An 8,397-nucleotide genomic window follows, 5' to 3' on the forward strand; every position below is an offset into this window, starting at 1 on the left:
CGACAGCGTCGTGTCAGACACCATCGTTGGCGACTGATACACCGCTTTCGCGAGCAAGCCCGCTCCCACAGTAGATTGTGGTGAATCAATTATTCCAGATGCTCGGGTTTGACCGGGTCGCCCGATTTCATGTTCAGTTGTACCCGCACGTCCTCGAACATGGCGTCGTAATGCTTGTGGATCGAACCGATGTTGCTATGGGTTTTCGGGATGCCGTGCTTCTCGGCAATCTTGGTGACGTTGCTGGCGAAGTTGTAGGCCATGTCCTTGGGCAGGAAGAACGTCTCGCTCATGTCCTTGCCCTGGATGCTGCCGTGCATCTTGAACTGCATCCCTTTGCCTTCCTTGGGATCCTGGGCGACTTCATAGTCGATGCAGATGTTGTAGCTGACGTCATCCTTGTTCAGCGCGTGTCGCTCGATGTGCAGGTGACCCGGCTCGAACGTTGCCATTGTTGACTCTCCTTCAAAAGATCTTGAATCAGGGCCGGCCCCAGGCCTGCCCCGCCGTTTCGTTTACTGATAGCTGATGCCCGGTGTCGCCGTACTGATGCGCGTACCGGCCTTGCCCTGGACGATCGCTTCGATGTCCGAGAGCGAGCCGATCACTGCGACTTTCCCAGTATGGCGCGCGAATTCGCAGGCTGCCTGCACCTTCGGTCCCATGGAGCCGGCGGCGAAGCCGAGTTTTTCCATTTCGTCGGGGTGGGCCTGGGCGATGGCTTTCTGCGTGGGTTTGCCAAAGTCGATGAAGGCGGCGTTGACGTCGGTGGCGATCACCAGCAGATCGGCTTCAAGCTGTTCGGCCAGCAGCGCGGAGCACAGGTCCTTGTCGATGACCGCTTCGACGCCCTCGAGTTTGCCGGGCGAGGTGTACATGGTCGGAATGCCGCCACCGCCGGCGCAGATCACGATGCTGCTTTTTTCCAGCAGCCATTTGATCGGACGGATTTCGAAGATGCGTTTCGGTTTCGGACTGGCGACCACGCGACGGTATTTGTCGCCGTCCGGGGCAATGGCCCAGCCTTTCTCGGCGGCGAGTGCTTCGGCCTCTTCCTTGGTATAGACAGGGCCGATGGGTTTGGTCGGGTTCTTGAAGGCCGGGTCATTGGCATCGACTTCGACCTGGGTCAGCAAGGTCGCGAAGGGCACTTCGAAGTCCAGCAGATTGCCCAGTTCCTGTTCGATGATGTAGCCGATCATGCCTTCGGTTTCGGCACCGAGCACGTCCAGCGGATAAGGCGAAACCGAGGTGTAGGCCGCCGCCTGCAATGACAGCAGGCCGACTTGAGGGCCATTGCCGTGGGCGATGACCAGTTGGTTGCCGGGATGGATCTTGGCGATCTGTTCGGTGGCGATCCGGATGTTGGCGCGCTGGTTGTCAGCGGTCATGGGTTCGCCCCGGCGGAGCAGGGCATTACCGCCAAGAGCTACGACGATACGCATGGTGCTAGTCCTTCTAAAAGAGAAGTAAACGGGCGATTCGGTCTGTCGATGGAACCCGATCCTGTGGGAGCGAGCTTGCTCGCGATGGGATCGCCTCGGTCTGTCAGATGCACCGCGGCGCTGCCATCGCAGGCAAGCCAGCTCCCACATTGACCGTGTTCCGTCAGTGGGAGCCAGTCAGCCGTTATAGATCAGCCAGCGTCGACACCAGAATCGCCTTGATGGTGTGCATGCGGTTTTCCGCTTGCTCGAAGGCGATGCAGGCCGGCGACTCGAACACGTCATCGGTCACTTCGATGCCGTTGCTCAGGTACGGGTACTGCTCGGCAATCTGCTTGCCGACTTTGGTATCACAGTTGTGGAACGCCGGCAGGCAGTGCATGAACTTGGTGCGCGGGTTGCCGGTGGCTTTCATCAGTTCGGCGTTGACCTGATACGGCAGCAATTGCTGGATGCGTTCGGCCCAGGCTTCAACCGGCTCGCCCATCGACACCCAGACGTCGGTGTGGATGAAGTCCACACCCTTGACCGCCGCTTTCGGGTCTTCGGTGAGAGTAATGCGCGCACCGCTTTCTTCGCCGTACTGTTTGCAGCGCGCCACCAGGTCGTCCGCCGGCCACAGGGCTTTTGGCGCACAGATGCGCACGTCCATGCCGAGCTTGGCGCCGATCAGCAGCAGGGAGTTGCCCATGTTGTTGCGCGCATCGCCCAGGTAGGCGTAGCTGATCTCGTGGATCGGCTTGTCGGCGTGCTCACGCATGGTCAGCACGTCGGCGATCATTTGCGTCGGGTGATATTCGTCGGTCAAGCCGTTGAACACCGGTACGCCGGCGAACTTGGCCAGTTCCTCGACGATTTCCTGCTTGAAGCCACGGTACTCGATGGCGTCATACATGCGCCCGAGCACGCGGGCGGTGTCCTTCATGCTTTCCTTGTGGCCGATCTGCGAGGAGTTCGGGTCGATGTAGGTGACGTTGGCGCCCTGGTCATAGGCTGCTACTTCAAACGCGCAGCGGGTGCGGGTCGAGGTTTTTTCGAAGATCAGCGCGATGTTGTTGCCCTTGAGATGCTGCTGTTCGGTGCCGGTGTACTTGGCACGCTTGAGGTCGCGGGACAGGTCGAGCAGGTAGCGCAATTCGCGAGGGGTGTGGTGTTCCAGGCTCAGCAGATTGCGGTTATGGATATTGAACGCCATTTTGGATCTCCTAAGGTGTCGGTAATCCCCTTGGCCTGCGCATGCCCTTGGGTAGAGGGCAGCGCGGTCCAAGGCAATAGGTTAGTAGTCAATCGGGTCGCGGATGATCGGGCAGGTCATGCAATGGCCGCCGCCCCGACCCCGGCCGAGTTCGCCGGCGCTGATGGTGATCACTTCCACACCGGCCTTGCGCAGCAGGGTGTTGGTGTAGGTATTGCGGTCGTAGCCGATGACCACGCCTGGCTCCACGGCCACTACGTTGTTGCCGTCGTCCCATTGCTCGCGTTCGGCGGCGAAGCTGTTGCCGCCGGTTTCCACCACGCGCAACGCTTTGAGGTTCAGGGCCTGGGCCACGGTGTCGAGGAAGCTGGTTTCTTCGCGGCGAATATCGATGCCGCCCGCCTTGCTTTCATCGGGGCGCAGGGTGAAGGCGACAATCTGGTTCACCACTTCCGGGAAGATCGTGACGAGGTCGCGATCGCAGAAGCTGAAGACGGTGTCCAGGTGCATCGCCGCGCGGGATTTCGGCAGGCCGGCGACGATCACTTTCTCCACGGCTTTGTTTTTGAACAGGTTCACCGCCAGTTGGGCAATGGCCTGGCGCGACGAGCGTTCGCCCATGCCGATCAAGACCACGCCGTTGCCGATCGGCATCACATCACCGCCCTCAAGGGTGGAGTTACCGTGGTCCAGGTCCGGGTCGCCGTACCAGATCTCGAAATCTGCTTTGGTGAACTCGGGGTGGAATTTGTAGATGGCGGTGGTCAGCAGGGTTTCCTGACGACGTGCCGGCCAGTACATCGGGTTGAGGGTGACGCCACCGTAAATCCAGCAGGTGGTGTCGCGGGTGAACTGGGTGTTGGGCAGCGGCGGCAGGATGAAGCTGGAGTTGCCGAGGAAGTCGCGGAACATCTCGATGGCCTTGCCACCGAAACTGGAGGGCAAATCGTCGCCCGAGACGCCGCCGATCAGGAACTCGGCGATCTTGCGCGGCTCCAGGCTGCGCAGCCACGAAGAGGTTTCATTGATCAGGCCAAGGCCCACCGAGTTGGCGGTGACCTTGCGCTCCAGAATCCAGTCCAGGGCTTCGGGGATAGCGACGATGTCGGTCAGCAGGTTGTGCATTTCCAGCACATCGATGTTGCGTTCGCGCATCTTGGTAACGAAGTCGAAGTGGTCGCGCTTGGCCTGGGCCACCCACAGCACATCATCGAACAGCAGTTCATCGCAGTTGTTCGGGGTCAGCCGCTGATGGGCCAGGCCTGGGGAGCAAACCATGACTTTGCGCAGTTTGCCGGCCTCGGAATGGACGCCGTACTTAACTTTTTCCGTGGTCATTACAGTGATCCTCCAGATGACAAAAACAGGGGTTTTACAGAGTCAGGAAGCCGTCATAGAGACCGTAGGCCGCCACCATGGCGCCGACGACCACCGTAGCGAAAATCAGCTTCTCGACGTTGGTGAAAACCGGTTTGTTGATTTCCAGCTTGGCCTTGGCGAACAAGATCACGCCGGGGGCGTAGAGCAGGGCGGACAGCAGCAGGTACTTGATGCCGCCGGCGTACAACAGCCAGACCGCGTAGATCAGGGCCACGGCGCCGATGATGAGATCCTTCTGCCGCTCGCCCGCGGCGCCTTCGTAGCTTTCGCCGCGCACCGCCAGCAGCAAGGCGTAGGCTGCCGACCACAGGTAAGGCACCAGAATCATCGAGGTGGCGAGGTAGATCAGCGACAGGTAAGTGCTGGCCGAGAACAACGTGATGATCAGGAAAACCTGCACCATGGCGTTGGTCAGCCACAGGGCGTTGACCGGTACATGGTTGGCGTTTTCCTTGCGCAGAAACTCCGGCATGGTGTGGTCCTTGGCGGCGGCGAACATGATCTCCGCGCACAGCAGCACCCACGACAGCAACGCCCCCAGCAACGAGATGATCAAACCGACGCTGATCAGCACCGCACCCCAGTGACCGACCACGTGCTCCAGCACGGCGGCCATCGACGGATTCTGCAGTTTGGCCAGTTCCGGCTGGGTCATGATCCCCAGCGACAGCACGTTGACCAGGACCAAAAACAGCAGCACGGTGACGAAGCCGATCACGGTGGCCTTACCCACGTCGCTGCGTTTTTCCGCCCGGGCCGAAAAGATGCTCGCGCCTTCGATGCCGATGAACACCCACACGGTGACCAGCATCATCTTGCGCACCTGGTCCATCACGCTGCCCAGGTCCGGGTTCTTCAGGCCCCAGATGTCGGCGGTGAAGATGTCCAGTTTGAAGGCGAACAACGCAATCAACATGAACAGCAGCAGCGGCACGATCTTGGCGACAGTGGTCACCAGGTTGATGAACGCTGCTTCCTTTATTCCTCGCAGTACGAGGAAATGTACGGCCCACAGCAGAACCGAGGCGCCGATCACGGCAGCGGGGGTATTCCCCTCCCCAAATATCGGAAAGAAGTAGCCGAGGGTGCTGAACAAAAGTACGAAGTAGCCGACGTTGCCCAGCCAGGCACTGATCCAGTACCCCCAGGCGGACGAGAAGCCCATGTAGTCGCCGAACCCGGCCTTGGCGTAGGCGTAAACCCCGCCATCAAGATCGGGTTTGCGGTTGGCCAGGGTCTGGAACACGAACGCCAGGGTCAACATGCCGACGGCGGTGATCGCCCAACCGATCAGAATGGCGCCGACATCCGCGCTGGCCGCCATGTTTTGTGGCAAGGAAAATATCCCGCCACCAATCATCGAACCCACGACTAACGCAACCAGCGCGCCGAGTTTCAGTTTTCCGGGAGCTTCAGACATTGCATGACTCCAATGCAGGAGAAGAGAGGCAACAGACTAATTCCGTTGACTGCTCAATCAGCTGACTTAGATCACTAAATGAGAGCGTTCCCAGTTTGTTGGCGGAGTGCCATCATTTGCGGTGTTTCTGTCTGTAATGCCTGTTCTAGAGCCTTTTGCTGTTTGTTTTTGCACTTTTTGTATTTGTTTCGAATTATGACGCTAGTTGGGGTTTTCGAATCTGCAAGTTTTGTTCATGGGTTTTTTTGTACAGAGTTTACATATTAAAAGTGCGTATAAAACAAATGAATATATCGGTGTCAAAATAGCCATTTTGTGCAAGTTAAAAAGAGGCCGGTTGGCGTTATCCAATAAACGTTATTACTCTTCATCAGTTTAGTTGACGCCCGTTATGTGACGATCTCGCGGCCGTTGCCGCCCACCAACGAAAAATGGAGATGCAACGATGTCGCAATCACCGAACAAGCTTCGCCTGAGCGCACTGATCGCGCTGGTGGTGGGTTCGATGATCGGCGGCGGGATTTTTTCCCTGCCGCAGAACATGGCGGCCAGGGCCGATGCCGGGGCGATCCTGATCGGTTGGGCAATCACCGCCGTCGGCATGTTGACCCTGGCGTTCGTGTTCCAGACCCTGGCCAATCGCAAGCCGGAGCTGGACTCCGGGGTGTACGCCTATGCCAAGGCCGGGTTCGGCGATTACATGGGTTTTTCTTCGGCCTGGGGCTACTGGATCAGCGCCTGGCTGGGCAACGTCGGCTACTTCGTGCTGCTGTTCAGCACTCTCGGTTATTTCGTACCGGTGTTTGGCGAAGGCAACACGCCGATCGCCATCGCCTGCGCTTCGGTGCTGCTCTGGACCGTGCATTTTGTGGTGATGCGCGGGATCAAGGAGGCGGCATTCATCAATCAAGTGACCACCGTGGCCAAGATCGTGCCGCTGATCATGTTCATCGTGATTGCTGCCGTGGCGTTCAAGGCGGATATCTTCACCGCCGACATCTGGGGGCGCAACAACCCGGAATTCGGCAGCGTGATGGATCAGGTTCGGCACATGATGCTGGTCACCGTGTTCGTGTTCATCGGTATCGAGGGGGCCAGTGTCTATTCGGCCCGGGCGGAGAAACGTTCCGACGTGGGCCGGGCGACGGTGATCGGGTTCATTGGGGTATTGGCACTGCTGGTGCTGGTGAACGTGCTGTCGCTGGGCATCATGACCCAGCCGCAACTGGCGAAACTGCAGAACCCCTCGCTGGCGGCAGTGCTTGAACATATCATCGGCCCCTGGGGCGCGTTGCTGATCAGCGTCGGCCTGGCGATCTCGCTGTTGGGGGCCTTGTTGTCCTGGGCGTTGCTGTGCGCCGAAATCCTGTTCGCCACGGCGAAAGACAAGACCATGCCGGCATTCCTGACCAAGGAAAACGCCAACCATGTACCGGTCAATGCGATGTGGCTGACCAACTCGATGATCCAGTTGTTCCTGCTGATCACCCTGTTCTCCGCCGGTACCTACACCAGTCTGATTTACCTGGCGTCCTCGATGATTCTGGTGCCGTACCTGTGGTCGGCGGCCTATGCGGTGTTGTTGTGCGCACGGGGTGAAACCTATCAACAGGCACCCGCCGAGCGGATCAAGGACCTGCTCATTGGTGGCATCGCTCTGGGCTACGCGGTGTGGTTGCTGTATGCCGGCGGCCTGAAGTATTTGCTGCTGTCGGCGCTGCTGTATGCGCCGGGTGTGATCCTGTTCGCCAAGGCTCGTAATGAGCAGGGCAAGCCACTGTTCACGGTTGTCGAGAAAGGTATTTTCACCTGTGTCATCGGTGGTGCGGGGCTGGCGGCTTACGGGTTGTACAGCGGGTTGCTCAGTCTGTGAGGTTGTTGCTGGCGTACCAGCCGCCCTATGACTGGCCGGCGCTCCTGGGGTTCTTGTCGGCGCGGGCGATCGTGGGCCTGGAAAGGGTGGTCGAGGGTGTGTACTCGCGCAGCATCGACCTGGATGGCGTTCACGGTACGTTTTCGATCCAGCCTGCTACATCCGATGCACTTGAGCTGACCCTGAACTTTCCGGAGGCTGCTGCCGTGCCTGAGATCGTTGCGCGAGTGCGGCGAATGTTCGACCTGGATGCCGACCTGTCCACGATTCACCGGCACCTTGCGGTTGATCCGCTGATGGCGCGGTTGATTGCCGAATGCCCGGGCCTGCGCGTACCCGGGGCGTGGGACGGGCTGGAGCTGGCGATCCGCGCGGTACTGGGGCAGCAGATTACGGTGGCGGCGGCGATCCGCCTGGCGGGGAAACTGGTAGAGCAGTACGGCACGCCATTGAGTTCAGCGCTACCGGGATTGACCCATGTTTTTCCCCGGGCCAGCGTTTTGGCAGGCGCAGATCTGGCGGCGCTGGGCATGCCGAAAAGCCGAGGCCGGACCTTGTCGGGGGTGGCTCAGGCACTGCTCGATGATCCGCGATTGTTTGAGCCCGGCCGGGAGGGGGGCGTAGCGCGGTTGCTGGCGTTGTACGGGATTGGTGACTGGACGGCGCAATACATTGCCTTGCGACAGTTGCGGGAGATGGATGGGTTTCCCAATGGTGATGTCGGGCTGATCAATGCGTTGGCGGCGCTGGAGGGGGGGCCGGTGACAGCCAGGCAACTGTTGCAGCGGGCTGAAGGGTGGCGGCCGTATCGAGGGTATGCGGCGCAGGTGCTGTGGACTTCCTTGAGTCGGGCGGACTGAGCTGATCCGGAATTTGTGCTGCTGTTTCTGGCGCTATCGCGAGCAAGCTCGCTCCCACAGTTGATCGCGGTCTCTCGGAAGGTCTCGGTCACCTGTGGGAGATTCTATGTTGCAGGGGAACCCTGCAACTTCAAATTCGGCTGGTATTCGCTCTGGTTTTTCATGAGGGCGAATGCCACTCGGCAAAGCTTGCGGGCAAGAATGACCAAGGCCTGAGTTCTGGC

The 8,397-nt window shown here is 59.5% G+C and carries 7 protein-coding genes and 1 pseudogene; 2 read left to right on the forward strand and 6 right to left on the reverse strand.

Annotated features, from left to right (window positions below; all coding sequences use genetic code 11):
* Nucleotides 1–89: 89 nt before the first annotated feature.
* The 5 genes from KGA98_RS28040 to arcD (KGA98_RS28060) all read right to left on the reverse strand — a co-directional run bounded on the left by KGA98_RS28040 (nucleotide 90) and on the right by arcD (KGA98_RS28060) (nucleotide 5,440).
* Nucleotides 90–452: a DUF5064 family protein gene (locus KGA98_RS28040; protein WP_090457435.1), complete on the reverse strand. Its 363-nt coding sequence runs from the start codon at nucleotides 450–452 to the stop codon at nucleotides 90–92.
* Nucleotides 453–515: 63 nt separating this feature from the next.
* Nucleotides 516–1,445, reverse strand: a complete 930-nt coding sequence (arcC, locus tag KGA98_RS28045) for a carbamate kinase (RefSeq protein ID WP_057713528.1) — start codon at nucleotides 1,443–1,445, stop codon at nucleotides 516–518.
* A 184-nt stretch (nucleotides 1,446–1,629) separates the two neighbouring features.
* Nucleotides 1,630–2,640, reverse strand: coding sequence for an ornithine carbamoyltransferase (locus KGA98_RS28050; RefSeq protein WP_057713529.1), 1,011 nt, complete (start codon nucleotides 2,638–2,640; stop codon nucleotides 1,630–1,632).
* 81 nt (nucleotides 2,641–2,721) lie between these two features.
* Nucleotides 2,722–3,978: an arginine deiminase gene (arcA, locus tag KGA98_RS28055; RefSeq protein WP_057713530.1), complete on the reverse strand. Its 1,257-nt coding sequence runs from the start codon at nucleotides 3,976–3,978 to the stop codon at nucleotides 2,722–2,724.
* A 34-nt stretch (nucleotides 3,979–4,012) separates the two neighbouring features.
* The gene (gene arcD, locus KGA98_RS28060) at nucleotides 4,013–5,440 is read right to left on the reverse strand and encodes an arginine-ornithine antiporter (protein WP_057713531.1); all 1,428 of its coding nucleotides are present in this window, start codon (nucleotides 5,438–5,440) and stop codon (nucleotides 4,013–4,015) included.
* A 445-nt stretch (nucleotides 5,441–5,885) separates the two neighbouring features.
* Here arcD (KGA98_RS28060) and arcD (KGA98_RS28065) point away from each other — a divergent pair, with 445 nt between their 5' ends.
* Together arcD (KGA98_RS28065) and KGA98_RS28070 are read left to right on the forward strand one after the other, a co-directional pair.
* Nucleotides 5,886–7,313: an arginine-ornithine antiporter gene (arcD, locus tag KGA98_RS28065; protein ID WP_223504917.1), complete on the forward strand. Its 1,428-nt coding sequence runs from the start codon at nucleotides 5,886–5,888 to the stop codon at nucleotides 7,311–7,313.
* Nucleotides 7,310–8,173 carry a DNA-3-methyladenine glycosylase family protein gene (locus tag KGA98_RS28070; RefSeq protein ID WP_223504919.1) on the forward strand — a complete coding sequence of 288 codons (864 nt, stop codon included), beginning with the start codon at nucleotides 7,310–7,312 and terminating at the stop codon, nucleotides 8,171–8,173. Before arcD (KGA98_RS28065) ends, KGA98_RS28070 begins: the two co-directional genes overlap by 4 nt.
* A 104-nt stretch (nucleotides 8,174–8,277) precedes the next feature.
* Here the strand turns inward: KGA98_RS28070 and KGA98_RS28075 are convergent.
* A pseudogene (locus KGA98_RS28075) lies at nucleotides 8,278–8,397 on the reverse strand (IS110 family transposase); the annotation flags it as partial.

The sequence above is a fragment of the Pseudomonas sp. BF-R-24 genome, from assembly GCF_019947335.1.
In the GTDB taxonomy this organism is placed as follows: Bacteria; Pseudomonadota; Gammaproteobacteria; order Pseudomonadales; family Pseudomonadaceae; genus Aquipseudomonas; species Aquipseudomonas jessenii.